Below are 24620 nucleotides of genomic sequence, written 5' to 3' on the forward strand. Positions count from 1 at the left end.
TACTATTATGACGTTTTTTAAACAATTATGCCTTATAGCATTAATACTGAGTATAGCCTTTTCTTGTAAAAAAGAAAACCATTGGACACCAATTTTTAATGGTAAAAACTTAGAGGGTTGGACACCAAAAATTAAAGGATACGAATATGGGAACAACCATAACAATACTTTTATAGTAGAAGATGGTATTCTAAAAGTAAGCTACAAGGCTTACGACTCCTTTAATAATGCATTTGGGCACCTATTTTACAAAACACCATATAGTAACTACAGGTTTAGAATGGATTATCGGTTCACAGGCAATCAAATTACAGGAGGAAGACCATGGGCATTAAGAAATAGCGGCATTATGATTCATTGTGAAGACCCTAAAAATATGGAACTAGACCAAAACTTCCCTGTAAGTATAGAAGTGCAACTTTTAGGTGGAAATGGTGTGGATGAACGTGCTACAGGAAACTTATGTACACCAGGCACACATGTGTTTTATAAAGACACTTTAGTTACAGAGCATATCATAAAATCATCATCAAAAACCTATCATGGCGAGCAATGGGTACATGTTGAAATTGAAGTTAGAAACGATTCTATTATCAAACATTTTATAAATGGCGAAGAAGTGTTAAGTTACACTAAACCACATATTGGAGGTGGTGCGGTAAACACAGGAGATAAATGGAAACCAAAAGAAAACCATCCCCTAAAAGGCGGTTATATTTCACTACAAAGCGAAAGTCATCCTGTAGAGTTTAAGAATATTGAATTATTGGAGTTGAAATAAAAAACTCTCAGTCAACACTAAACTGAGAGTTTAAATTCTTTAAGTATATATCTTACCTCTACTCTACAATAAATTTTCCTTTCATTAAGGCATAGTGCCCAGAGAAACTACATAGAAATTCATAAGTACCAGGTTCTGGCGCATCAAATTCAATAACATCTGTTTCGCCTCCTCCAAGCATTTTGGTATGTGCAATTATATCTTGAGTAGACGATTCTGGAATATAACCGTTATCTCTGGCATTAGCTGCTTTATTACCAAATGCAGTAAGATTGACTCCATTTTTAAGTAAAACAAAATTATGTCCCATAACATCTTTACCCATTTTACCAATGTGCCTTAGCGTAATTTTTACAGTTTTATCTGCTTTTACCCTAATTTCCTTTTTATTGAATTGCATGGCATCGTTACCCGTAATAACTACATCATTAGAATTGCTCTCTACGCTTTTTTCTTCTTTTTTTGTCCCTAGTTTAATTTTTTCCTCTGAGGCCTCCTTCTTTTTGTCGCCACCACAGTTAAATAGCAGTGTTGCAGCTAACATACTTGTAAATAAAAATTTAATCGTTTTCATAATGCTATGTTGTTTTTGTAAAGATAAAAAATCACATTTCAAATACTTTATATTTTATTACTTGAAAATAATTAATGTTAAAATATTTTAATATCGATACTCATTACATCAGAAGCCTATCAGATTTATTTCTTTCCTCTATTATTTCTGTTCGAAAATCCTTAGCTAAAATCTCAAATGAATTATCATGCATAGGAAAAAAGAAATGACGATAATCATCAAACAAACTATCTTTATGATATGGATGAACCTTGTTAGAATTTATTATTTCGGTTAACCATGAAGAATTTTTAATTTCATAAAAACTCAGTGGATACAATCCTTTTTTGTACAAATAATGCCCTGATATTGCTTCTTCATTGGGGTAACCAAACTTATACTGACACAAGCCATTAAAAATAATTACTCCCCTTGTATTATCATCTTTATGCTCCAAATAAAAACTTAATTTAACTTCATTTTCAGTGGAATAAATTATAGGAATCGGAGCTCCATAATCAATATCAAATGGCAAATCAATTAATTTAATTTCATTCATCATAAAAGAAAAATATTAGGTATGATAATCTACAAAATATAATCCGTGCTAATAAAATTAGATGATTTTTGATCTAACAATTCATTTAAAATAGCATTGTTGTATTCATTATCTTTTGAAGCTACGAAAGTTCTTATAGAAAACGAACGCAACGCGTCTGTAACACTTAAGGTCCCTACGGCAGAATCTTTTCGTCCTGTAAAGGGATATACATCTGGACCTCGCTGACATGAACTATTTAAGTTAACACGACACACTAGGTTTACCAAAGTATCAATAAGCGGTGAGAGGGTTGTTACATTTTTTCCAAACAAACTTACTTGCTGTCCGTAATCAGATTCTGCCATATCATCTAGAGGTTCTTCAATATCAGAAAAAGATACTACTGGTATTACTGGCCCAAACTGCTCTTCTTTAAACACACGCATATCTTTGGTTACAGGAAACAACACTGCTGGGAAAATAAAATTATCGGTTGTTTCTCCTCCCTTTTTGTTTAAAATTTTAGCACCTTGTGCTGTAGCATCATCAATTAACTCTTGTATGTATGCTGGTTTATCTACTTCGGGTAATGGTGTTAGTTTAGCACCTTCTTCCCATGGCTTTCCAAATTTTAATTGATCTACTTTATATGCAAAACGCCTATTGAATTCTTCTACAATAGATTCGTGAACATATAACACTTTTAATGCTGTACAACGTTGCCCATTAAAAGACAATGTTCCTGCGATACATTCCTCTACAGCTAAATCTAAATCGGCATCAGGTAATACAATCGCTGGGTTTTTTGCTTCTAAGCCCAACACCATTCGTAATCTATTCCCTTTTGGGTGTTGCGCCTGTAATGCATTTGCAGACTTACTATTTCCTATCAAAGCAAGTACATCTACTTTACCAGATTTCATAATTGGTGTTGCCAAAACACGTCCGCGACCATAAACAATATTTACAACTCCTTTTGGAAAGCTATTTTGAAATGCTTCCAATAGTGGAGAAATTAAAAGCACACCTAATTTTGCTGGTTTAAAAATGGTAGTATTTCCCATAATTAAAGCCGGTATTAACAAGCAAAAGGTTTCGTTTAGCGGATAATTATACGGGCCTAAGCACAATACTACTCCTAGAGGACCTCTACGAATGTGGGCATGTACTCCTGAATGTTTTTCAAATCGTGCAGAATCCCTATCTACTTCCTTGTAAGCTTCGATAGTATTATAAATATACTCAACAGTTCTATCAAACTCTTTTTCAGAATCTGGTAGGTTTTTACCTATTTCCCACATTAATAATTTTACTATTTCTTCCCGTTTGGTCTTCATTTCTTCAACAAAAGTCTCCATACAGGCAATTCTATCTGCCACCTTCATCGTTGGCCATAACCCTTTTCCTTTATCATAAGCTTTTTCAGCAGATTCTAGAGCTTCTAAAGCTTCTGCTTCTCCGAGCTGTGGAATTGTTCCTAATAGTGTAGGCTTATAGGTTTTTGTACTAGAAATGGTAGAATATATTTCTGCTGTATCTCCATTCCATTGCTTTAATTCTCCATCTACCAAATATGTAGATTGGTGTAGCAAATCGGTTATTTTATATTTGTTTGGAATTTCAACTTGTGCTTTGCTCATAGTTATATTTTTAATGGTGCTAAGATATCCAATATTTAGGAAAAATACTTTCTAAAGAGGTCGTCAAAACCTTTACAAACTTATGATTTTCATAGTGATTTTATATTAAAATGCACTAAAACGTTTGCGAGGTTTCCTATATATAATATGTTGGTAATAATTAGATTTAATATCTTTCTGAACTATTGGACTATTTAGATTTAAGTATATTCAAAAATTTTGAGAGTTATGTTTTACTAATAAAAAACCTCACATATTAAATATGCGAGGCCTTTCAACATTTAAAAATGTTTAGTTTAGTTGAATTGTTATACTATTGGCTTCATAGCCGTCATAGACGCTCTTAAAAATGTTCCAATTTTTTCAACTGGATGGTTTCTTAATGCTGCATTTACTTCAATAAGTTTTGCATTATCTACACCTTCCCCGTTATCTTTTGCGTAAGTTTTACCAATAACATCAGTACTTACTGTTTTCATAAAGTCTGCTAATAAAGGCTTACATGCATGATCAAATAAATAACATCCGTATTCTGCAGTATCAGAGATTACACGGTTCATCTCATATAATTTCTTTCTTGCTATTGTATTTGCAATAAGTGGTGTTTCATGTAATGACTCGTAGTATGCAGACTCGTCTATAATACCAGATTCTGTCATCGCTTCAAATGCTAATTCTACACCTGCGCGTACTAAAGCTACCATTAGTACACCATTGTCGTAGTACTCTTGCTCGCTAATTTCCATATCACCAGCTGGTGTTTTTTCAAATGCAGTTTCTGCAGTTTCTGCTCTCCACCCTAAAAGTTTTGCATCGCCATTGACCCAATCAGCCATCATTCCACTAGAGAAATTACCTTCCATAATATCGTCCATGTGCTTTTGGAATAACGGACGCATAATATCTTTTAATTCTTCTGATAATTCAAAGGCTTTAATTTTTGCTGTATTAGATAAACGGTCCATCATGTTTGTAATACCACCGTATTTTAAACCTTCTGTTACAGTTTCCCAACCGTATTGAATTAATTTTGAAGCATATCCTGGATCAATGCCTTCTTCTACCATTTTATCAAAGCAAAGGATAGATCCTGTTTGTAATAAGCCACAAAGAATGGTTTGCTCTCCCATTAAATCACTTTTTACTTCAGCTACGAAAGATGATTCTAGAACTCCTGCTCTATCTCCTCCTGTTGCAGCGGCATAAGCTTTTGCTTGCGCCCAACCCTTTCCTTCAGGATCGTTATCTGGATGTACCGCTATTAGTGTTGGTACACCAAAACCTCTTTTATACTCTTCACGTACTTCAGAACCTGGACATTTAGGTGCACACATAATTACTGTGATATCTTCACGCACTTTCATTCCTTCTTCTACAATATTAAAACCGTGAGAATAAGATAATGTAGCTCCTTTTTTCATCAATGGCATTACTGCATTTACAACATTAGTATGTTGTTTATCTGGAGTAAGGTTTAACACTAAATCAGCTGTTGGAATTAACTCCTCGTAAGTCCCTACATTAAATCCGTTTTCGGTAGCATTTACAAAAGAAGCACGCTTTTCTTTAATTGCCGCTTCACGTAATGTATAAGAAATATCTAAACCAGAATCTCTCATGTTTAATCCTTGGTTTAACCCTTGAGCACCGCAACCTACAATTACAATTTTCTTGCCTTTTAATGCAGCTACACCATCTGAAAACTCAGACGAATCCATAAATCTACATTTAGACAATTGGTCTAATTTACCTGCTAATGTAAGTGTGTTAAAATAATTTTCCATTGTTTGTTTATTGATTTAATAATCTAGTTTGCACCCATCAAATTAAGATGCTTTTTTAGTTTTAATTTATTTATTGATTTCTAAATTCTTCTAATATTTCTGAAACTTTCATTTCATCCTTGGTAACGGCAATACGTCCTGAGCGTACAAATTGCATAATGCCAAAGGCATCTAATTTCTCTCTAAGCTCTTCTATTTCGTAGCGTCTCCCTGATTTTTCTAAGACGAAAAATTCCCGATTTACAGTTACAATTCTAGAATCGCTATCTTTTATGATATTTTGAATCTGTGGCTCTTCAAAAAGCAATTCGCTTTTAATTTTAAACATACAAGATTCAGTAAATATCGTTTCTTCATTTGTGTGATAATAAGCACGAATAGCCTCTACTTGCTTTTCTATTTGCCCTACTACCTTTATGGCTTGCTCTTCTGTAATTTTAACAACTATAACAAAACGATTTACATGTTTAATTTCAGATTGCGAAGTTGTTAAACTTTCTATATTAATATGTCTACGCTGAAAAATAGCAGAAATACGATTAAGTAATCCAATGTTATTTTCTGTGTAAACAGATATGGTATATGTTTTTATTTCTTGGCTCATTGTAATCTTTTTAAATACTAGCTTAGTCTGATATCAGAAACCGAGGCTCCCGAAGGGATCATAGGGAATACATTATCTTCTTTTTCAACACATACTTCTAAGAAATACGACGACTTAGATGCCATCATTTCTTTTACCGCATCTGCTAATTCCTCTCGCTTAGTAACGCGTTTTGCTTCTATATAATACCCCTTTGCAATGGTTACAAAATCTGGATTAGTCATTTCTGTGGAAGCATATCTTTTATCAAAAAACAGTTGCTGCCATTGACGTACCATACCTAAAAATTCGTTATTCAATACTACAATTTTAACAGCTGCTTTTTGCTGAAAAATAGTACCTAATTCTTGAATATTCATTTGGTAACCACCGTCACCAATAATAGCCACAACTTCTCTGTGTGGTTCAGCCATTTTTGCACCAATAGCCGCTGGTAAAGCAAATCCCATAGTACCCAAGCCGCCTGATGTAATATTACTTTTAGAAAGATTAAATTCTGCATAGCGACAGGCAATCATTTGGTGTTGCCCAACATCAGAAACAATTGCAGCATTACCATCGCTGTAATTATTAATTTCTTTTAAGACTTCGCCCATGGTTAAGCCATCCTTTTCAGGCAACAAATCATCTTTAATTACGGCATCATACTCAATAGCATACAAGTCTTTAAATTCTTGGTGCCATGCTTCATGAGAATTCTTATGTAATTCTGAAAGTAGTAATGCCAAACTTTCTTTAGCATCTCCTAAAACCGCAATATCTACTTTTACATTTTTGTTGATTTCGGCAGGATCTATATCAAAATGAATGACCTTAGCTTGTTTCGCGTAGGTATCTAAACTACCTGTAACACGATCATCAAAACGCATACCTATAGCTATAAGTACATCACATTCGTTTGTTAATTTATTTGGTGCATAATTACCATGCATGCCTACCATTCCTATATTTAGTGGATGCGAGGTTGGTATTGCAGATGCGCCCAAGATAGTCCAAGCTGCAGGTACACCAGATTTTTCAACTATCGCTTTTAGCTCTTCTTCTGCTTTACCTAAAATAACACCCTGTCCCCAAACAATCATGGGCTTTTTAGCGTTATTAATAAGTTCTGCAGCAGCTTTTACTTTATTTATATCGGTTTTTGGTACTGGATTATAACTTCGTACCGCCGTACATTTTTCGTATTTAAAATCGAATTCTTCAAACTGTGCATCTTTTGTAATATCTACAAGTACTGGTCCTGGTCTACCGCTTTTAGCAATATAAAATGCTTTAGCCATAACCTCTGGAATTTCTGAAGCTTTAGTTACTTGCGCATTCCATTTAGTAACTGGCGTTGATATACCAACAATATCTGTTTCTTGAAAAGCATCTGTACCCAATAAATGTGAAGGTACTTGCCCTGTAATACAAACTATTGGTGTAGAATCTATTTGCGCATCAGCAATACCAGTAATTAAATTGGTAGCTCCTGGACCAGAAGTAGCCATAGCTACACCAACTTTTCCTGAAATTCTAGCATAACCTTGTGCTGCATGTGCTGCGCCTTGTTCATGACGCGTTAAGACGTGATGAATTCTATCCTTATATTTATATAACTCGTCATAAACTGGCATTATAGCACCACCTGGATAGCCATAAAGTGTTTTTACACCTTCGGCAATTAAACACCTTATAATGGCTTCACTTCCAGTAATACGTTCCGTTTTGTCTGTATTGTTTATTTCTTTTTTTATGGTTTCTGTATTCATAATCTCAACTTAAATGGATGAGATTCCGAAAATATATTCGGAATAACAAAATGTTTTTAAAATGCATCCGTAACACAACCTTTTGAGGCTGATGCTACAGATTTTGCAAACTTATAAAGTATGCCTTTTTTATGTTTTAATGCTGGTGTTACCCAAGCTGCTCTTCTTTTGGCTAATTCTTCATCAGATAGTAACACATTGATGGAATTATCTTCTGCACTAATTCTAATACGGTCGCCTGTTTCAACTAAAGCAATAGCACCTCCTGTTTGGGCTTCTGGTGTAATATGTCCCACAACAAACCCGTGAGTTCCGCCTGAAAAACGTCCATCGGTTATTAATGCTACAGATTTACCTAAACCAGCCCCCATAATCATAGACGTTGGTTTTAACATCTCTGGCATTCCAGGACCTCCTTTTGGACCCACATAGCGAATGACGACTACATCTCCACGTTCCACTTCGCCATTGCTAATACCTGTATTGGCTTCTTGTTCACTATTATATACCACTGCCTTACCTTCAAAAAATAAGCCTTCATTTCCAGAAATTTTTGCCACAGCACCTTCAGTAGCTAGGTTTCCGTAAAGAATTTGTATGTTTCCTGAAGGTTTTAATGCCTTATCTTTAGAGTAAATTACTTCTTGACTGTCATCTTCAAATTCAAGAGGCGCAACATCAGCTAAGTTTTCAGCCAGTGTTTTACCTGTAACCGTCATACAATCGCCATGTAAATAGCCATTATCTAGTAGATATTTCATAACAGCTGGCGTACCACCAATACCGTGAATATCTTCCATAAGGTATTTACCAGATGGTTTTAAGTCACCTATTAATGGTGTTCTATCACTCACACGCTGAAAATCTTCCAAGGTAAAATCTATATCCGCAGCAAATGCAATCGCTAAAAAGTGTAGCACTGCATTTGTAGAACCACCTAAGGCATTTACCATAGTTACTGCATTCTCTAAAGATTTTTTAGTAATAATATCTAAAGGCTTTAAATCTAACGCCAATAAGTTTTTTATAGCTCTTGCATGGCGTTCTGCTTCAGATAATTTATTTGGATTTTCTGCAGGAATAGAAGAATTATAAGGTAATGCAAAACCCATAGCTTCAATAGAGGAAGCCATAGTATTTGCAGTATACATACCACCACAAGCACCAGCTCCTGGAATAGATCGTTTTATAATCTCTTTATATTCTGCTTCATCAATTTCTCCAGCTACTTTTTGCCCTAAAGCTTCAAAAGCCGAAACAATATTCAATTTTTTTCCTTTATACATTCCAGATGCCGTAGCACCACCATACATCATAATAGAAGGACGATTTAAACGACACATCGCAATTACCGCCCCTGGCATATTTTTATCACAACCCACTACAGCAACTAAGCCATCATAACTTTGTGCCTGCATTACTGTTTCAATAGAATCTGCAATAAGATCTCTTGAGGCCAATGAGTAATTCATACCAGAAGTACCCATAGAAATCCCGTCACTTACACCAATAGTATTAAAACCTAACCCAACTAAACCAGCAATATTACATTCTATCTTAACCTCATCTTTCAGTCTATTCAAATGCATATTACAAGGATTACCATCAAAACCAGTACTAGCAATGCCCACTTGCGCTTTGTTCATATCCTCTTCAGTAAGACCTGCAGCGTACAACATAGCCTGCGAAGCTGGTTGAGATTCATCCTGCGTTAATCTTTTACTGTATTTATTGAGTTCTTTCATTTTTATTGAAAATAATTTTAGAGTTTAGCTTATTTAGTTGCAAAAATTTCAAATTCTTTAAGGATTTCAAAAAGAATCCGTAATTTCAGAGAACGAAAATAATTGTTTATGTTATTTTCATCTTTTTCATGCTTACTTAGAGGTTAAATTCACTACATACAAAAAACACATAAAATACTGTTTTTCAAATATTTAAACTATATTTTTTATGATGTTCAAATGAAAAAAAAGTCATAAAAAAAACCTTCTTAGAAATCTAGGAAGGTTTTTTATTATTTTAAATATTAAATAACGCTTCCTATCACTGCAAAATAATCACAGTAATACTAATTAGGCTATTTAAAATTTGATTTTTCATATATAACGCACCAAATATTTAAAAATTAAATGAAGTTGCCAAGTCTTAGATGAAAAATCTAAAAAGATATTTACATATTCTTTTATTTTTTTACTTTTGCACCTCATAAATCATAGAGGAAAGATTTGACTGATTGCAACCTCTTTACACTTAATAATTTCAGTGTAAATAAAAATGCTAAAGGCAGTGTTAACTTCCTTGACGTTTTCCGTCAAATCTTATCTCATAAATTAAAAATATACAATGTCGTATTTATTTACTTCAGAAAGTGTTTCTGAGGGACACCCTGATAAAGTTGCAGACCAAATAAGTGATGCCTTAATTGATAACTTTTTAGCTTTTGATGCCGACTCTAAAGTAGCTTGCGAAACTCTTGTAACTACAGGGCAAGTTGTACTTGCTGGCGAAGTAAAGTCTAAAACCTATCTAGACGTACAAAAAATTGCTAGAGACACCATAAATAGTATTGGATATACCAAAGGCGAATATATGTTTGATGGTAATTCATGTGGTGTGTTTTCGGCCATTCACGAGCAGTCTGAAGACATCAATCAGGGTGTAGATCGTGCCACAAAAGAAGAGCAAGGTGCAGGAGATCAAGGTATGATGTTTGGTTATGCTACTAACGAGACTGAAAACTACATGCCATTGGCTTTAGATTTATCGCATCGTATTTTAAAAGAACTAGCAAACTTACGTCGCGAAAATAAAGACATTACCTACTTAAGGCCAGACTCTAAAAGCCAGGTAACTATTGAGTATAGTAACGATAATGTACCCCAACGTATAGATGCCATTGTAGTATCTACGCAACATGATGATTTTGCTGATGACAATACAATGTTGGCAAAAATTAGAAAAGATATTGTTGAGATTTTAATACCACGTGTTGTAGCAAAACTTCCAGAAAATATCCAAAATTTATTTAATAATAACATTAAATATCACATTAACCCTACTGGCAAATTTGTAATAGGAGGACCGCATGGAGACACAGGGTTAACAGGACGTAAAATTATAGTAGATACTTATGGTGGAAAAGGTGCCCATGGTGGTGGTGCATTCTCTGGTAAAGACCCAAGTAAGGTAGATAGAAGTGCTGCTTATGCTACACGCCATATTGCCAAAAACTTAGTTGCTGCCGGTGTGGCAGATGAGGTTTTAGTACAAGTAAGTTACGCCATTGGTGTTGTAGAACCTATGGGAATTTTTATCGATACTTATGGTACAGCAAAAGTGAACCTAAGCGATGGCGATATTGCTAAAAAAGTATCTGAAATTTTTGATATGCGCCCTTATGCTATTGAAACACGATTAAAACTGCGCTCACCAATGTATAGCGAAACTGCAGCTTATGGACACATGGGACGCAGCAACAAAACCGTTACTAAAACCTTTACACAACCTAATGGAGAAAGTAAAACTCTAGATGTAGAGTTATTTACTTGGGAGAAACTAGATATGGTGGATACCATTAAAAGTTCTTTTAATATATAAAAAAACAAATATTGAGTTTTAAAAAAGATCACTAGATAGTGATCTTTTTTTATTCCCTAAACTTATATCATAACACCATCAGTTCTAAGTTAAAACTACTTGAAATAAAAATTAAATGATAAAAAAATACAAACCAATGGTAGGAGTTTTATAATGTAAACTGTTTTATAAGCAGATGACTGCTTTTGCAGTCATGACCCAAATTGTTTAACCTATAAATAATCATGATTATGAAACTTAAACTATTATTTACCTTATTCCTTTTTGGAATACTTTTGTCATGCGATAAAGACAATGTTTCGAATGACGATCAACAAGATGATAATCCATCAAACTTTAGCGAAAATTTTGGTAATGAAATTACACGTTCATTTCTTGGAACTGTTATTGACAGCAACAGTAATCCTATAGAAGGTGTTATTATTTCTATTGGTAACGATCAAACTCAAACCGATGAAAATGGTGTTTTTAATATTAAAAATGCTCAAGTAAATGAACGTTTTGCTTATGTAAAAGCTGAAAAATCAGGCTTTATACATGGCTCTCGTGCTTTAGTTCCAACACATGGTATAAATAAAGTAAGTATTATGCTTTTAGAAGAAGCGGTGGCTGGAAGCACTAATAGTGGAGCCGAAACAACTATAGCTATAGCTAACGGAGCTTCAGTAAGTTTAAAAGGGAATTACATAAAAGAAGATGGCACACCCTATTCTGGAAGTCTAGATGTTATTATACATCATTTAGATCCAATAGATGAAAATGTTACACTGAAAATGCCCGGTATGTTATACGCTGAAAATGAAGAGAATGAAGAACGCATGCTACAAACACTAGGAATGCTAGCTGTAGAATTAAGAGGTGCTGGTGGAGAGGACTTAAATTTAAGTGAAGGCAGTTCTGCAGAAATTAAAATTCCAATAGACGCTAGTTTACTATCTATGGCACCTAGCACAATTCCACTTTGGTATTTTGATGAAACTAAAGGGTATTGGATTGAAGAAGGAGAAGCTACTTTAGTGGGCAGTAATTACATCGGAACCGTTAAGCATTTTTCGTTTTGGAACTGCGATATACCTGCCGAAGCCGTAAACCTATGTGTTACAGTAACAAATGAAGACAACACGCCTTTTGCTAACACCAAAGTAACTATAACAAGTAATACCTATGGCACGCGCGCTGGCTATACTAATGAGTTAGGAGAAGTATGTGGATTAGTACCTAGTGGAGAAACTCTAGAAATTAACATATACGACTTTGCAATTTGCGGTTCAAACAGTATTCACTCTGCAATGATTGGCCCCTATACTACTGATGATAGTATTGCTGTAGTGGTTGAACAAAACTCAGATATTATAGAAGAAACAGTAATTGGTACTTTTGCCGATTGTAATGAAAACCCTATTACTGAGGGTTATGTAATATTAACCTACGGAGAACAAACCTTTTATGATACTGTAATAGATGGTGCTTTTGAAATTAACTTGTTGCGTTGTACTTCATCTGATAGCTTTTCAATTGAAGCAATAGACACCAGTAATTTACAAACTACTGGGGCAATAAACTATACCTTTAATGATACGGAAACCAATTTAGGCAATCTACTTTCCTGTAATACCATAGCTGAATTTATTCAGTATACTATTGATAATACTGATGAATTATTGATAACCACAAATATTCAAGCTAGCTTTATGGCTTCTGGTGGCAACGTAAATAATAGTTTAAGCATTTCTGGACAAAGAGAAAGCTCTGGTAATACTAATGGTTGTTTTTACTTGTTTGGTGTTTTAAATGATGCACCTCACACTGGCACTTATGATAATTTAAATTTTGATAGTGAAAATGATACGGGTATAAATATTTCTGAATGTCTTGGTATATCTGGGGATAATAATACTATTATTTATAACGTTACAGCTCTGGGAGCAGTAGATGAATATATAGATATTAATTTTAGTGGTAGTTACGAAGATTTTAACGGTAATCCACATACCATTACAGGTATCATTCATGTATTGAGAGATTAAAATAATAAACTATTATAATTTAAAAAAGACCACTTTAAAAGGTGGTCTTTTTGTTTTTAATCATTTTAAGTGTGTGTAAATTTACCTTTAACTTCCTCCTTCCCCATTCTTATAAAAAATGACAACCCTATTTTATGTTAGTTATAATAATTGCTTATTCTTACCTTCATAAAAAAACACATTAATTTTTGGTTTATTCCATTTGTTATTTAAAATTTCTTTTACGGCAATCTTAAGTGCTACATGATGTTAGCAAGTAGCATAAAAATTCACAAAACAACAGTTAAATACAAGTATTTACATACGTGTATTTTGTATATCAAGTTTATAAAAAAAGTGAATTTGATATACAAAATGCATGACTATAAAAAAGCATTTTTCTTAGTGTTTGCAGATGTTATGTGAATTTTATTACTATTTTTATGCATGTGCAAAACTTGCATATATATACTAGTTAGCCACAAGTTGAAAAAACAGATGAACTACGAAATACCAAATACATATAATTGGTTTGCGAAACTGAATTTAACTCAATTCATTCCTTGGAATTTTGAAACGGAAATTAATCCGAATTCATCAATCAACGAGCGATTTAAAATTGAATGTGAACAAAATCGACAAGTTTTGACTTTTGGACGGAGACAAGATATGGACACTTATGTCGGATTTGAAATTGTGAATGGAAAAGTATCGGAAAATGTTATTGTTTTTCATCCTTCATTCGGTAAAAATGTAAAAGGTTGGGATATAATAGAATCTGAACATTCGGATTTCTTTGACTTTATGCAAAAAAGAGTGCTACCTGAAATGAAAGAATGGATTCCAGAAGACGATGTTAATGATTATATGGAATAAATGGCTGAACTTGAACAATATTATAACGGACAAAAAAGTTGGTTAGAATTTTCATCAAACTTTAATGATGAATGGAAATCATCTGAATTCCAAAAATCTCTCTTGAATAAACTAAACAATCAAATAGACATAGCCAGAGTAATTTATTTCCATATTGGAGAAAATAGTTTGGAATGGTTAAATAAGAAAATCCCAGCATTAAATAATCTTACACCTTTAGAATGTTTGAAAACAGAAAAAACAACCAACAGACTGAAAGTGTGTCTGATGAGAATGAAATAAAAACCAGTGGCTAACACTGTGTATAATTCATTGTTAGTAAAGGCTTACTTACGAAAATCCTTGCGGATTTTCAATTCGGTTTGTATTTGCTAAATTAGTTGCTTAATCACGCAACGAAATCATACACTTTACCGTTAGGTGCAATTTGAAGGAGAATTTAATCCTCAAAGAAATCATCTGGAATATTTGCTATTGGAAGAGTAAAACCTTTATATTGTGTCGAAGACAGATAAACCGACAACATTCCTCTTGAACCTCCAATTGCTATGTTTAATAATTTACGTGCAAATTTTGAGTCTAAAATATTATTTTTATCTTTTTTTATTAATACATCTTTTAAATCATAAACCCCAAACTCAAAGAAAGAACTTAAACCAAATAAATCTTTTTCGTTTTCTTTCAATATAACTGTCAAGTCAATTTTCACTCCCACAGCTGAATTTTTTTCATCTATTTGAAATTCTGAATTTAAAGCTATATTAATATTTTCAAACTTTAAATCACCTTCGAAAACATTATCATTATTTACTTGGAAAGAAAGTGCTTTGGCATTGAAAATCTCAATACTGATATCTGATTTTTTCATTGTTTATATTCTAAATTAATCAATGTTTACTAATTTGGGTCTCCTCACAGCTAATTCATTTCCTTTACTTCGAATTTTAAAAGGCTCTTCTGTTCTTAATTTAAACGTACTAACCTCAGAACCAGTTAAAATAAAATCGTGTATCTTTTTAGATTCATAAACTCCATAAGTTTTAAAATTATCCCAAATATTTTTTCTCAAACTTATGTATTCAGCTTTATTCTCTAATTCTTTAATCTTGGCTTTAAGATTATGAATCTCCAATCTCAAGTCTTCTTCTGTTTCTATTTTAAAGACTTTACAATCAATATTATCTTTAATATTATTGCTTGAAAGTTTTTTAATGATAGACATTCCCGTTCGCGCTTCTATTAAACTTAAAGTTAAAATAGTGAAGTTGTGGTTTCCTGAAACCCATCTAGTTACATCACTAGCTGTTTTACCAACTAATTTAGCAAAAGTCTTCTTATTCATACCTTTAACAGAACGAATATAATTACTAATCATAATAGCTATTTCAGTAGAATGAGCAGTATAATTTTCAATCTCTTTTGGTATCTCGAAATCTAAATCATTTATGTTTTTCATAATTCTAAAATTTCTTCTTTATCAATTTCATCAATAGATAATCCATACTTTTTTTCAAGCATTTCTATATGTTTTGAAATAGTACATAATTCTTCGGCTGAATCTTCGCATTCAGGAACTTCTTGATAAGTTTTAATTTCAATCCCATCAATCATTTCTGGTTTATGACATCCTCCTCCTATGATTATTGTACTTCCATTTAACACCCAATAATAAAGTCTATATCTACTTGTGATTTTTTCTCCGTCTTCATATTTACTGGGTAATGCGAATAACCCTTCTCTTCCTGAACAAGCTTCTTTTCTTCCTTCAATTCCATATACATTAGCTGTATTAAATATTTGTGATTTTAAAATTTGAGCATCTTGCAACGATATTTGAGAAAGGTTTTTTAAAAAATCAAAAGTTGGATTGGAAATTGAATTTCCATTTGAATCACAAATTTCATAAGTGTAAATATTCACGACTTTGGCATCTTCAACAAATTCTCCGATTTTAAAATTCATAAATACACATATATGTAAAATGCTAAACTAAATAATTTATTTGAATTACAATGCAAAAAATATCTTAAATAAAAACTGCACCTAACAACGTGTATATTCAATTGCTAACTTCTAGCCTACTTGGGAAAATCCTCGCGGATTTTCAATTCAGTAATTATTTGCTAAATTAATGCTTAAACAACGCAACTGAAACATACACAAAAACGTTGTGTGTAATTAAATGAACAATGTAAATTTAGAATATAATTCAACTTACATCAGTATTAATTTACTTGATGAACTTGACTATGTAATTGGGGAATATGGAAAACCAAACTCTATTTTTATTTACTCATTAAATGCATTTTAAGAAGCTTTTATACTAAATAGTAATTTTTATATTTCTGGACAGGAAGCTAAACACTTTCAGATTGTCTCTAAAGCAATGTTTCCGAATGGGAGACCTATATTGGAATTACTTGCTCAATCCAAAAATCTGATGGCAATCGGAGGAATTGGAAATAGTATTGGACAAGTAGTTAGTTTAGGCAAATTTGACCCTGAAAATCCAACAAGCTATCAAGAGAGAATTGAACATTACATCAATAACGGTTTAAATACGGAAGACACTAGAAAAAAGTATTTGATAATACCTTCCATTAATGACAATAGCTACAATTTCAAATACTTAAATATTGGAAGAGTAGATGATGGTTATGTAGCCACTGAAAGTACAAATGCACCAGATAAATTTTTCAAAAAACTATGTGATGTCACTGAACATTCAAACGTTCAGGCTACGTTACCTTTTTATAGCTACCAGTTTCAAATAAATGACGTTAAAAATAGAGGAATAAGTAGGGAAATAATAACACAGTTGACTGATAGTTTCAAAAACAAACAAAAACTAGTCAATCAATATTTTGGAATCCAACACCAAACTGTTCCACCATTAGTTACTATTTTACTTTCTCATGCAAAAGCATATCTGATATTCCAAGCAAAATTCTACAACTAAGAGCAGATTTCTCTAAATTGAGACAATCCGTTGTTCATTACGAAAAAAGAATCAATGATGCGGATACAATCAAAGAACAGCTTGATGCTATTGATGAATTAAACGAATTTTGGTCAGCATTTAATAAGAAGTATTCGGAGGATAAAAGATTACTATATCAGTTTTGGGAAGTAGCTGAGGAATCAAATTATGAAAAAGCTATTGATGACGCTTTTGATTCTGGAGACACGTCAGAAATGATAGAGGATTTGAACGTTGGAAAAATTGCTGGAAAGGGAGCAAAAAAAATGTTTGAATGGTATAAAGATAGAAAAGTAATTAATCGATTTAGGGGAGTAACTGATATTTGGAAACTATTTGAAAATTCACCAAATATTAAAAAGCATTTATCTGAATTTGAAAGAGTTTTTAAAGTGAAAATAGATGAATCTGAATTGGTTGAGCTGAATAAAAAATTAGAAAAACTAAAATAACTACACACAACAATGGCTACAGGTAATTGCTTCTACTCGCCTACTTTGGAAATTCCATAGGAATTTCCAACTTGGTGTGTACTTGCAAAGTTAAGTGCTAATCCACGCAACTACTCATAGCCGTATTCCAAGATAAAATCCAAATTTATTTTAAGCCGCATATTGCTTTAATAACACATAAGGTGTCCCTCTCTTGATAACGGCAAAAGCTCTAGACAAAAGTTTATTTCGAACATTGTTCAAAGCAATCATTTTTGGTTTGCCCTGAGCTACTTTAGATTTATAATACAACCGCAGTTCTTGATCGTGCTGTATGGCTGAAATACTAGCCATACTCAATAAACTCTTCATTTTCCTATCGCCTAGATAGTGGCATTTTTTTCGTCTATGAATACTTGTACCAGAACTATACTCAAATGGCACCAACCCACAATAGCTTGAAAACTGCCGCCACGTTCTAAAACGATTAAAATTATGAGTATGATAGATTAATTGACATGATAAAACAAAACCTATACCTTTGATGGACTGTAATAAATCAAAGCTTTTGTTTAGACGCTCTTCTCCTGTTATTAGCTCGCTCAACCTTGTTTCCGTTGCCCTGATCTGTTTAGATAGATAATCTATACTTCTTTTAAGAACTCTACAGCCAATATCTGTTGATGGACTGTTTAACAACTGTTGGGTCTCCTTAAGTGTTCCTATAAGCCCTGCTCTATTCCGTACCAATTGATCCCTCAATCCTATCAATCTTCCCATTTCTTGAAAGACAACATCCCTGAGCTTACTTGGCTCTAACTCCTCTCTATGAAGCCATGCATACCTAGCTATCATACCTGCATCTATCTTATCACTCTTCCCACGAACCAAACCACTGGAACGTTTTATCCTTATGGGGCTCTCCTCTACACAGGGAACTGATTTTTGACTTAGGTGGGTGGCCAACTTTAAGGAATAGTTACCTGTGTTTTCAAAACAATAAAACAGGCTTTACCCTTTGTTACTTTTTCTACCCAATTGAACATCCCTAAATACCCTTTGTAATCGTTACTGAACACTCGATGCGCACCAGATAAATGGCAGTTTATATCAATGGTCTTTTTTGATACATCAATGCCTACTGCTTCTTCGTAATTTTTCATATTTTTATTATTTGAAAGTTAAATTGTTGCGGTAACTATTTCCTTTGTTGGGTTCTTGAAAACCTAGTATTCCAATTAGTTCTTTGCAACCTATAGAGGAAAAAGAGGACTGGCACATCTAATAAGCCATTAACTTAAAGACCGTTTTAGTTCTCCTCTTTTCTTGTGTTAATTTAACAATTCAAAGTAAAGGAGACCGTTGTACACAACATAAACGAACAATATGAATAGAAAAATAATTACATTTTTAATATTAGCAATCTTCGCAAATTTTGGATATGCTCAATTCGAAAAAATCAACATTAAAACAGAAAATTTGACAGAAGCGAATTATCTGAAAATAGATGATTTTTATTTAACTCACTACTTATACATTGACTTGTTTTTAAGAGAAAATCTGTTTCCAGAAGTAAGTCCTGAAGACGTTTCATCTATTCTAGAAGCATTGAAAAAATACGTTTCAGTTGAAAATAAATTGGATATCGAAATTGAAAAACCTGGAAAAAGGAATTACTTAATTCGATTTGCTATTTTAAAAAAAGATGACGGAACTGAACTTTTGATAGCTTTCACGAATTGGAGCGTTAAGAAAAAAGAGTTTGAAAAAGATATTAAAATGGAAAATGATTCCTATACGAGATGGTATTTTCTAAATGATAACAAAATGACTTACCGAAAAGATATGTCTGACCAAAGCGATTATTCAACTATGAGTAAATCTGACTTGGCCAATGCTTATCTATTCGATGAAATATCTGAAAATGATTCTGAGATAAAAAATGCAATAGATGAGTATCTAAATCAGAGCAAATTAAGTGTTTCAGATAAAATTATGGCGAATTTAATTTTATTGAAATACCAAATTTTTCAAAAAAAGAACGATAATGTGACTAAACAAACTGAATACTTAACTGAACTATTTGAGAAAAATAAGTCGGAATCTAATTTAAGAGGTTTACAAGCAGCATTTAATGCGACAAAATTTCAAATAGAATTAAGTAAATAAATACTGTGTACAACAATGAACTAAGCTAAAATCCAAATTTTAATTTATAAAATCAGGCTGATTTCTACAGTGGAATAATCCTGCGGATGATTCCACAACGAAATCATACACAAACCCGTTAGCAAACATTAAAACAGATTATTAATAACATTTATAAAATGAAACAATTTTACTTTTTACTCTCAATGATATTTTTTCTTATATATGGAAATAAAATTGATGCACAAACTACTGTTATAACTGGGTTGAATCGCCCTATTGGATTAGTCCTAAACGGAAATAATCTTTATATCTCTGAAATTGAAGGAAATAAAATTTCTAAAATAGATATTACTGCAACCACACCTACAGCAACCGATGTTGTAACGGGATTGAATCGTCCTATTGGATTAGCCCTAAACGGAAATGACCTTTATATCGCTGAACAGTACGCCAATAAAATTTCTAAAATAGACATTAATGCAACCACACCTACAGCAACCGATGTTGTAACGGGATTGTATTTCCCTGCTGGATTAGCCCTAAACGGAAATGATCTTTATATCACTGAATTCACGGGAGATAAAATTTCTAAAATAGACATTACTGCAACGACAGCTACAGCAACAAATGTTGTAACGTTATTGAATCGCCCTGATGGATTAGTCCTAAACGGAAATGATCTTTATATCTCCGAATCGGGAGGAAATAAAATTTCTAAATTCAGTATTACTTCATTATCTATCAACAATATAAGTCTACAAGAAAAGATAAGTTTATATCCAAATCCTTCTCATGATTTTATCGAATTTACAGGATTAACGTCGAATATGAACTATAATATTCTTAACGCTTTAGGTGTAGAGATTTCTAAAGGTACTATTTCCAAACATATGAAAATTGATATCAGCAACTTCACTGATGGATTTTATTTCCTAAAGTTTGATAATGGTAGAATGTTTAAATTCATGAAAAGATAGAAGCGATAATGTTTGCTAACACCGGCTATAGTTCATTGCTTCTGATTTTGTTATTGGAAAGTTCTCGCAAGTTTGCTGTCCTCGATTTAAATCAGAAAATACTTACGTATTTTTACGCATCGAAACCATAACCAAACACCTTAACAAAAATTAAAATGAACATTCCGATATCATTAATACTGTTTCGTTTTATGTTAGCTCCAATAATATTGGTTTTAGCATATTTTGTTGGAGAAAGTTCCAAAATTATTATTGTCACCTTAATGTATCTGGGACTAATATCCGATATTCTTGATGGCATAATGGCAAGAAAACAAAATATTTCTTCAGCAAAATTGAGACGAATGGATAGTCAAACAGATATGATCTTTTGGTTATCAATCGGATTTGCTACTTGGATTTTATATCCAAAATTGATTTCTGATAATTCCGTAGTTATTTGGACAATACTTGGAATGGAAATAGCTTGTTATTTAATAAGTCTAATAAAATTTAAAAAAGAAACTTGTACTCACGCATTTCTATCCAAATTATGGGGAATTACATTATTAGTGGCTTTTACATCATTAATTGGATTTAATCATGCTGGAATTCCTTTTGCCTTAGCCATAATTATGGGTTTAATATCTCATATTGACAGAATATTAATCACTCTGATTTTACCTAAATGGACTCACGATATCCCAAGTGCATATCACGCTTATTTAATGAGAAAAGGAATCGATTTTAAAAAGAATGAATATCTAAATGGATAAATTAACTTTTGTTAAGAACGTGTATAGTTTATTGCTTTTGATTTTCCTTTCGGAAAATCCAAGCTGTTGAACAATAGGTGTTTCTTTTTGCTATCTTAGTGCAAACACAACAAACCATACACAAACACGTATGTAATAACCTGAAAATGAAAACTAAGACAGAAAATATTCATATTATTTTTAAGGAGTTCTCAAGAAATACTTTGACTGACAATAAGGAACTAAATATAGAAAGTAAAAATATTATAAGTCTAGAAGATGATTTAAGAGTTGGACCAATTTCTAATCTCAATAATAGAGTAAAGGATAGAAAAAATTGGTTGTCAAATGTTTTTGGAAAAACATATTTTGTTGAAAAAACTATTTCAAACGTAGATAAAGATATTGAAAAAATAGATAAGATATTAAAAACTGAAAACCCTAAGACATTTTATTTTTGGACTTTTAAAAATGCTCTTGACATTATAAGTACTGCAAAACTTATTACGAAATTAATAGAATTTAATGTTACTGTTTTCATAATAGACTTCAATGAAATTACTCTTCAAAACAAAAAAGGAAACTCTTTTTACCCTAAAAGTCTTATTGAGGTAAATTCTCCCCAAGTTTATCAAATATTCAAAAATTTTAAACGAGTAGAAACAGAAGAACTAGTTAAATGGAAAAATTTATGGAAAAAAATTGAAAGTGAAAATTCTTTACTCAGGATTCTTGATAACAATGGGGATATTAAATCGGAAAAGGAAACATACTTTGATAATTTATTAAAATCATTTTGTAGTGATGAATTTAAAAAATCAGCAAGAATTATTGGAGAAACTCTTATTGAGAGTGAATTTAGTATTCCAGACTGGTATTTAAATTGGAGATTAAAAAAATTATCTGAAATGAAAAAAATAGAAACTATTGGAGAACTAAAAGATATTAGAGATTATAAAGTTAAAAGTACTACATACAATACCTTATAAAAAAATTGCTAATAAAACCCTACTTACGAAAGTCCTCGCGGACTTTCTATCTGTATTTATTTGCTAGCTTTACTGCTTAAAGCACACAACTATACTTACACAAACCGTTACCTTCAATTATTGAAATATGAATTTTGACTTAAAAAAATCAATTGAATTATTAGAAAGGAGTCCAAAGACATATGAAACTCTTTTTTGTAATTTGAATTATAACTGGAATAGAATAAACGAAGGTCAAAATACTTGGAGTGCCTATAGTATAATTGGACATTTAATTCACGGTGAGAAGACTGATTGGATTCCGAGAGCTAAAATTATATTAAATCAAGGTGACAAAAATTTTGAACCTTATGATAGGTTTGCTCAAGAAAAACTTTATTCTACTCAAACATTTGAAGAACTCATAACTGAATTTAAAATATTAAGAATTAATAATGTTGAGGAATTAAAATCTTGGAACTTAACTGAGCAGGATTTGAATAAAGAAGGGATACACCCAGATTTAGGAATTGTAACTCTTAAACAATTAATTTCTACATGGACAATTCACGATATAATTCATTTAAATCAAATATCACGAGTAATTGTAAAACACTATGGGGAAGATATTGGACCATGGAAAAAATATGTTCGGTTATTGAATGAATAAAACAGCGGGTAACGATGTACAAGCACAATTACAACGAATTCGACTACCCTTCTACTGCGCTCAGGGCTGGCTGAATCCACTCGGAATTACTAATGACAGGCTTAACCGAAAATCATTAACTTGAAAACCGTTTTAGTTCTCCTCTTTTCTTCTGTTAATTTAACAATTCAAAGTAAAGGAGATCGTTAAATCAACTTGTTTTATTCCTCAAAATATAGTGTATCGATCTTCCTATCACAGATTGTCATACAACCTATTCTTAAAAAATATGAATAGTTTGTTTTTTGCGATCAACACTTACTAAAAGACGACAGTTCATTCTCATATTAATTTTCTAATGATTTATGTCAATTTTATGTTGACTTATCATTAAAATTTTATTCCATAATACTATCAATGTATACTTGCGCTATAATATTTTAAAAAGCAATTATTTATGAGATTTTTATTGGCGGCACTAATAGTAATACTATGTAGTAAGACCGTTTTTAGTCAAAGTTTAACATCTGCTACAGATTCGTTAATCCACACATTAGACAAGAAACTTCCAAAGTTAATCCAACAAAACAAAGTACCTGGAATAGCACTAGCCATTTTAGATAATAACAAATTTGTTTACACAAAAGGTTATGGTTTTTCTAATTTAAAGAACGGAACACCTATTACATCTTCAACGGGATTCAACATAGGTTCTATTTCAAAACTTTTTACTGCGTTTGCAATTATAAAATTAGTAGATGAAGATAAAATAGAATTAGATAGCCCTGTTGAAAATTATTTAACGCGATGGAAGTTGCCAAACAGCAAATATAATAACAGTAAAATTACAATAAGGCATTTATTAAACCACACTGCAGGAGTATCGGTTCATGGTTATAATGGTTTTAATACTAAAGATTTGCTTCCTTCCCTTGAATCTTCGTTGAATGGAAATAAACCAGCACGACATGATGAAAAAGTAGAAATTATAATTGAACCTCAAACAGAATTTAAGTACTCTGGAGGTGGTTATACCATATTACAATTGGTTATAGAAGAAGTTACGCATATCCCTTTTGAAAAATATATGGATAAAGCAGTTTTTAAACCATTAAAAATGAAAAACACATCATTTAAAATTACCAAACGGGTTTTGAAAACATCTGCAATCCCTTATGATGAACATGAGAAAGAAATTCCTTTTGTATATTTTACTGCTAAAGCTGCTGCTGGGCTTCAAACCACACTTAATGATTTTATTAAATTTACAAATGAAATATTGAATAACCATACGCTTTTATCTAAAGAAAAAATAGATATGATGACACAAGCTAGTCAACTATCTAAAAACAGATATGGTTTAGGTTTTAAAATATTACAATTAGGCAAAATAAAACTAAAAGGACACTCTGGCACAAATTCTGGCTGGCAGGCAGCATTTTTTATAGACTTTAAAAACAAAAATGGATTAATAATGATGACAAATGGAGATAATGGAGATCGTGTGTTAAAAAAAGCATTAGGTATTTGGGCAAGGGCTAAGTATCAATAATGGAGAAAAAAGAATAATGTATCCTTAGTTTTAGTTATGCTT

The 24620-nt window shown here is 32.2% G+C and carries 25 protein-coding genes; 13 read left to right on the top strand and 12 right to left on the bottom strand.

Features of this window, described 5'->3' with window-relative positions:
• Positions 1–7: 7 nt before the first annotated feature.
• On the top strand, positions 8–781 hold the full coding sequence (locus EYD46_RS13370; RefSeq protein ID WP_130937678.1) for a 3-keto-disaccharide hydrolase: 774 nt from the start codon (positions 8–10) through the stop codon (positions 779–781).
• Positions 782–839: 58 nt separating this feature from the next.
• Here the strand turns inward: EYD46_RS13370 and EYD46_RS13375 are convergent, their stop codons facing one another.
• From EYD46_RS13375 to ilvD, 7 genes are all read right to left on the bottom strand, one after another.
• Positions 840–1355, bottom strand: a complete 516-nt coding sequence (locus EYD46_RS13375; RefSeq protein WP_130937679.1) for a plastocyanin/azurin family copper-binding protein — start codon at positions 1353–1355, stop codon at positions 840–842.
• A 103-nt stretch (positions 1356–1458) separates the two neighbouring features.
• The gene (locus tag EYD46_RS13380; protein ID WP_130937680.1) at positions 1459–1896 is read right to left on the bottom strand and encodes a protein kinase family protein; all 438 of its coding nucleotides are present in this window, start codon (positions 1894–1896) and stop codon (positions 1459–1461) included.
• A gap of 26 nt (positions 1897–1922) precedes the next feature.
• Complete coding sequence (locus tag EYD46_RS13385) at positions 1923–3515, bottom strand: NADP-dependent glyceraldehyde-3-phosphate dehydrogenase (RefSeq protein WP_130937681.1); 1593 nt, start codon at positions 3513–3515, stop codon at positions 1923–1925.
• Positions 3516–3823: 308 nt separating this feature from the next.
• Complete coding sequence (gene ilvC / locus EYD46_RS13390; protein WP_130937682.1) at positions 3824–5299, bottom strand: ketol-acid reductoisomerase; 1476 nt, start codon at positions 5297–5299, stop codon at positions 3824–3826.
• A gap of 70 nt (positions 5300–5369) precedes the next feature.
• A complete protein-coding gene (gene ilvN / locus EYD46_RS13395; protein ID WP_130937683.1) occupies positions 5370–5903 on the bottom strand; it encodes an acetolactate synthase small subunit in 534 nt (177 codons plus the stop codon).
• A 17-nt stretch (positions 5904–5920) separates the two neighbouring features.
• Entirely contained in the window at positions 5921–7654 is a 1734-nt protein-coding gene (gene ilvB, locus EYD46_RS13400; RefSeq protein WP_130937684.1) for a biosynthetic-type acetolactate synthase large subunit, read from the bottom strand.
• Positions 7655–7710: 56 nt separating this feature from the next.
• The gene (gene ilvD, locus EYD46_RS13405) at positions 7711–9399 is read right to left on the bottom strand and encodes a dihydroxy-acid dehydratase (RefSeq protein WP_130937685.1); all 1689 of its coding nucleotides are present in this window, start codon (positions 9397–9399) and stop codon (positions 7711–7713) included.
• A 601-nt stretch (positions 9400–10000) separates the two neighbouring features.
• On the opposite strand from ilvD, the gene metK reads away from it, so the two are divergent.
• The 4 genes from metK to EYD46_RS13425 all read left to right on the top strand — a co-directional run bounded on the left by metK (position 10001) and on the right by EYD46_RS13425 (position 14418).
• On the top strand, positions 10001–11254 hold the full coding sequence (gene metK, locus EYD46_RS13410; RefSeq protein ID WP_130937686.1) for a methionine adenosyltransferase: 1254 nt from the start codon (positions 10001–10003) through the stop codon (positions 11252–11254).
• 230 nt (positions 11255–11484) lie between these two features.
• Entirely contained in the window at positions 11485–13281 is a 1797-nt protein-coding gene (locus EYD46_RS13415) for a hypothetical protein (RefSeq protein ID WP_130937687.1), read from the top strand.
• 624 nt (positions 13282–13905) lie between these two features.
• Positions 13906–14136: a hypothetical protein gene (locus EYD46_RS13420; RefSeq protein WP_130937688.1), complete on the top strand. Its 231-nt coding sequence runs from the start codon at positions 13906–13908 to the stop codon at positions 14134–14136.
• The gene (locus tag EYD46_RS13425; protein ID WP_130937689.1) at positions 14137–14418 is read left to right on the top strand and encodes an antitoxin Xre/MbcA/ParS toxin-binding domain-containing protein; all 282 of its coding nucleotides are present in this window, start codon (positions 14137–14139) and stop codon (positions 14416–14418) included.
• Positions 14419–14575: 157 nt separating this feature from the next.
• Here the strand turns inward: EYD46_RS13425 and EYD46_RS13430 are convergent, their stop codons facing one another.
• From EYD46_RS13430 to EYD46_RS13440, 3 genes are read right to left on the bottom strand one after another with little or no spacing between them, the layout of a single operon-like run.
• Entirely contained in the window at positions 14576–15004 is a 429-nt protein-coding gene (locus tag EYD46_RS13430; protein ID WP_130937690.1) for a hypothetical protein, read from the bottom strand.
• A gap of 15 nt (positions 15005–15019) precedes the next feature.
• Entirely contained in the window at positions 15020–15592 is a 573-nt protein-coding gene (locus EYD46_RS13435; RefSeq protein WP_130937691.1) for a hypothetical protein, read from the bottom strand.
• The gene (locus tag EYD46_RS13440) at positions 15589–16098 is read right to left on the bottom strand and encodes a hypothetical protein (protein ID WP_130937692.1); all 510 of its coding nucleotides are present in this window, start codon (positions 16096–16098) and stop codon (positions 15589–15591) included. The genes EYD46_RS13435 and EYD46_RS13440 overlap by 4 nt, the downstream gene beginning before the upstream one ends.
• A gap of 478 nt (positions 16099–16576) precedes the next feature.
• On the opposite strand from EYD46_RS13440, the gene EYD46_RS13445 reads away from it, so the two are divergent.
• Together EYD46_RS13445 and EYD46_RS17800 are read left to right on the top strand one after the other, a co-directional pair.
• A complete protein-coding gene (locus EYD46_RS13445) occupies positions 16577–17095 on the top strand; it encodes a hypothetical protein (RefSeq protein ID WP_130937693.1) in 519 nt (172 codons plus the stop codon).
• A 17-nt stretch (positions 17096–17112) separates the two neighbouring features.
• Complete coding sequence (locus EYD46_RS17800; RefSeq protein WP_165454386.1) at positions 17113–17568, top strand: hypothetical protein; 456 nt, start codon at positions 17113–17115, stop codon at positions 17566–17568.
• Between the two features lie 150 nt (positions 17569–17718).
• On the opposite strand, the gene EYD46_RS13450 is transcribed toward EYD46_RS17800, so the two are convergent.
• Together EYD46_RS13450 and EYD46_RS13455 are read right to left on the bottom strand one after the other, a co-directional pair.
• Entirely contained in the window at positions 17719–18513 is a 795-nt protein-coding gene (locus tag EYD46_RS13450) for a transposase (protein ID WP_130937694.1), read from the bottom strand.
• 2 nt (positions 18514–18515) lie between these two features.
• Positions 18516–18710, bottom strand: a complete 195-nt coding sequence (locus tag EYD46_RS13455; RefSeq protein ID WP_130937695.1) for a hypothetical protein — start codon at positions 18708–18710, stop codon at positions 18516–18518.
• Positions 18711–18933: 223 nt separating this feature from the next.
• Here EYD46_RS13455 and EYD46_RS13460 point away from each other — a divergent pair, with 223 nt between their 5' ends.
• From EYD46_RS13460 to EYD46_RS13485, 6 genes are all read left to right on the top strand, one after another.
• On the top strand, positions 18934–19716 hold the full coding sequence (locus tag EYD46_RS13460; RefSeq protein WP_130937696.1) for a hypothetical protein: 783 nt from the start codon (positions 18934–18936) through the stop codon (positions 19714–19716).
• Between the two features lie 158 nt (positions 19717–19874).
• Entirely contained in the window at positions 19875–20675 is an 801-nt protein-coding gene (locus tag EYD46_RS13465; protein ID WP_130937697.1) for a T9SS type A sorting domain-containing protein, read from the top strand.
• A 155-nt stretch (positions 20676–20830) separates the two neighbouring features.
• Positions 20831–21430: a CDP-alcohol phosphatidyltransferase family protein gene (locus EYD46_RS13470; RefSeq protein WP_130937698.1), complete on the top strand. Its 600-nt coding sequence runs from the start codon at positions 20831–20833 to the stop codon at positions 21428–21430.
• Positions 21431–21576: 146 nt separating this feature from the next.
• A complete protein-coding gene (locus tag EYD46_RS13475; RefSeq protein ID WP_130937699.1) occupies positions 21577–22398 on the top strand; it encodes a DUF3658 domain-containing protein in 822 nt (273 codons plus the stop codon).
• Positions 22399–22525: 127 nt separating this feature from the next.
• Complete coding sequence (locus EYD46_RS13480) at positions 22526–23047, top strand: DinB family protein (protein WP_130937700.1); 522 nt, start codon at positions 22526–22528, stop codon at positions 23045–23047.
• A gap of 436 nt (positions 23048–23483) precedes the next feature.
• Positions 23484–24578 carry a serine hydrolase domain-containing protein gene (locus EYD46_RS13485; protein WP_130937701.1) on the top strand — a complete coding sequence of 365 codons (1095 nt, stop codon included), beginning with the start codon at positions 23484–23486 and terminating at the stop codon, positions 24576–24578.
• The last annotated feature ends 42 nt before the right edge of the window (positions 24579–24620 follow it).

The sequence above is a fragment of the Hyunsoonleella pacifica genome (assembly GCF_004310335.1).
Lineage (GTDB): Bacteria > Bacteroidota > Bacteroidia > Flavobacteriales > Flavobacteriaceae > Jejuia > Jejuia pacifica.

Coding starts and splice junctions, on each gene's coding strand:
- EYD46_RS13370 (WP_130937678.1), top strand. CDS start 8: ATGACGTTTTTTAAACAATTATGCCTTATAGCATTAATACTGAGTATA.
- EYD46_RS13375 (WP_130937679.1), bottom strand. CDS start 1,355: ATGAAAACGATTAAATTTTTATTTACAAGTATGTTAGCTGCAACACTG.
- EYD46_RS13380 (WP_130937680.1), bottom strand. CDS start 1,896: ATGATGAATGAAATTAAATTAATTGATTTGCCATTTGATATTGATTAT.
- EYD46_RS13385 (WP_130937681.1), bottom strand. CDS start 3,515: ATGAGCAAAGCACAAGTTGAAATTCCAAACAAATATAAAATAACCGAT.
- ilvC (WP_130937682.1), bottom strand. CDS start 5,299: ATGGAAAATTATTTTAACACACTTACATTAGCAGGTAAATTAGACCAA.
- ilvN (WP_130937683.1), bottom strand. CDS start 5,903: ATGAGCCAAGAAATAAAAACATATACCATATCTGTTTACACAGAAAAT.
- ilvB (WP_130937684.1), bottom strand. CDS start 7,654: ATGAATACAGAAACCATAAAAAAAGAAATAAACAATACAGACAAAACG.
- ilvD (WP_130937685.1), bottom strand. CDS start 9,399: ATGAAAGAACTCAATAAATACAGTAAAAGATTAACGCAGGATGAATCT.
- metK (WP_130937686.1), top strand. CDS start 10,001: ATGTCGTATTTATTTACTTCAGAAAGTGTTTCTGAGGGACACCCTGAT.
- EYD46_RS13415 (WP_130937687.1), top strand. CDS start 11,485: ATGAAACTTAAACTATTATTTACCTTATTCCTTTTTGGAATACTTTTG.
- EYD46_RS13425 (WP_130937689.1), top strand. CDS start 14,137: ATGGCTGAACTTGAACAATATTATAACGGACAAAAAAGTTGGTTAGAA.
- EYD46_RS13430 (WP_130937690.1), bottom strand. CDS start 15,004: ATGAAAAAATCAGATATCAGTATTGAGATTTTCAATGCCAAAGCACTT.
- EYD46_RS13435 (WP_130937691.1), bottom strand. CDS start 15,592: ATGAAAAACATAAATGATTTAGATTTCGAGATACCAAAAGAGATTGAA.
- EYD46_RS13440 (WP_130937692.1), bottom strand. CDS start 16,098: ATGAATTTTAAAATCGGAGAATTTGTTGAAGATGCCAAAGTCGTGAAT.
- EYD46_RS13445 (WP_130937693.1), top strand. CDS start 16,577: ATGGCAATCGGAGGAATTGGAAATAGTATTGGACAAGTAGTTAGTTTA.
- EYD46_RS13455 (WP_130937695.1), bottom strand. CDS start 18,710: ATGAAAAATTACGAAGAAGCAGTAGGCATTGATGTATCAAAAAAGACC.
- EYD46_RS13460 (WP_130937696.1), top strand. CDS start 18,934: ATGAATAGAAAAATAATTACATTTTTAATATTAGCAATCTTCGCAAAT.
- EYD46_RS13465 (WP_130937697.1), top strand. CDS start 19,875: ATGAAACAATTTTACTTTTTACTCTCAATGATATTTTTTCTTATATAT.
- EYD46_RS13470 (WP_130937698.1), top strand. CDS start 20,831: ATGAACATTCCGATATCATTAATACTGTTTCGTTTTATGTTAGCTCCA.
- EYD46_RS13475 (WP_130937699.1), top strand. CDS start 21,577: ATGAAAACTAAGACAGAAAATATTCATATTATTTTTAAGGAGTTCTCA.
- EYD46_RS13480 (WP_130937700.1), top strand. CDS start 22,526: ATGAATTTTGACTTAAAAAAATCAATTGAATTATTAGAAAGGAGTCCA.
- EYD46_RS13485 (WP_130937701.1), top strand. CDS start 23,484: ATGAGATTTTTATTGGCGGCACTAATAGTAATACTATGTAGTAAGACC.